The organism is Streptomyces phytophilus (assembly GCF_013870535.1).
In the GTDB taxonomy this organism is placed as follows: domain Bacteria; phylum Actinomycetota; class Actinomycetes; order Streptomycetales; family Streptomycetaceae; genus Streptomyces; species Streptomyces phytophilus.
The window spans coordinates 1-1240 of the sequence record NZ_JACBXC010001551.1 but is presented as its reverse complement, the minus strand read 5'-3'; the positions used below and the strand labels follow the sequence as shown (position 1 = coordinate 1240).

1 protein-coding gene is annotated in these 1240 nt (G+C 75.9%); it reads left to right on the top strand.

Annotation, left to right across the window (positions count from 1 at the left end; translation table 11 throughout):
• Positions 1-90: 90 nt before the first annotated feature.
• Entirely contained in the window at positions 91-1146 is a 1056-nt protein-coding gene (locus H5J30_RS34150) for a UDP-N-acetylmuramate dehydrogenase (protein WP_181791695.1), read from the top strand.
• Positions 1147-1240 lie beyond the last annotated feature (94 nt).

The window sequence follows — 1240 nt, the reverse complement described above, 5'->3', positions numbered from 1 at the left end:
TCGCCTACGAGGAGCGCGAGCTGCTCCCCGCCCTCGGGGTCCCGGCACCGCCTACGCGCCCTGTCACCCCCGGCCCGTAACCTTGGCCCCGTGCAGGTACGCCACGACGCCCCCCTCGCCCCGCTGACCACCCTCCGCCTCGGCGGCCCCGCCGCCCGGCTCGTCACCGCCACGACCGACGCCGAGGTGGTCGACGCCGTGCGCGCGGCCGACGCCGCGGGGACGCCGCTGCTCGTCGTCGGCGGCGGCAGCAACCTCGTCGTCTCGGACGCCGGCTTCCCCGGCACCGCCCTGCGCATCGCCACCGAGGGCTTCGCCCTCGACGGCACCGCGCTCGAACTGGCCGCCGGGGAGACCTGGTCGGACGCCGTCTCCCGCACCGTCGACGCCGGCCTCGCCGGCATCGAGTGCCTCGCCGGCATCCCCGGCTCGGCCGGGGCGACGCCGATCCAGAACGTCGGGGCGTACGGCCAGGAGGTCGCGGAGACGATCACCGAGGTCGTCGCGTACGACCGCACCACCGGCGAGACCGTCACCGTCCCGGGCGCCGACTGCGGCTTCTCGTACCGGCACAGCCGCTTCAAGGCCGACCCCGCCCGCTTCGTCGTCCTGCGCGTCCGCTTCCGGCTCGCGGACGAGGGCGGGCTGTCCGCGCCCATCCGGTACGGGGAGGCGGCGCGCATGCTCGGCGTCTCACCCGGCGAGCGGGTGCCGGCCGCCCAGGCGCGCGACGTCGTGCTGAAGCTCCGCGCCGGCAAGGGCATGGTGCTCGACCCGGAGGACCACGACACGTGGTCGGCCGGCTCCTTCTTCACCAACCCGATCCTCGACGGCGAGGCCCACGCCGCCTTCCTCGACCGCGTCGCCCGCCGCCTCGGCCCCGACGCGCACCCGCCGGCGTTCCCGGCGGGGGAGGGGCTGACGAAGACGTCCGCGGCGTGGCTCATCGACCGCGCCGGCTTCACCCGCGGCTACGGCACGGGCCAGGCCCGCATCTCCACCAAGCACACCCTGGCCCTGACCAACCGCGGTTCGGCGACCACCGAGGACCTGCTCGCGCTCGCCCGCGAGGTGCGCGACGGCGTACGGGACGCCTTCGGCGTCACGCTGGTCAACGAGCCGGTGACGGTCGGCGTGCGCCTGTAGCGGCCCGGCCAGCGCCGGCCCGCACACCAGCACTGAGGCCCGATCACCGACCTCCCCGGAGGGAACCGATGAGCGTGAACCGCAGGCACTTCCT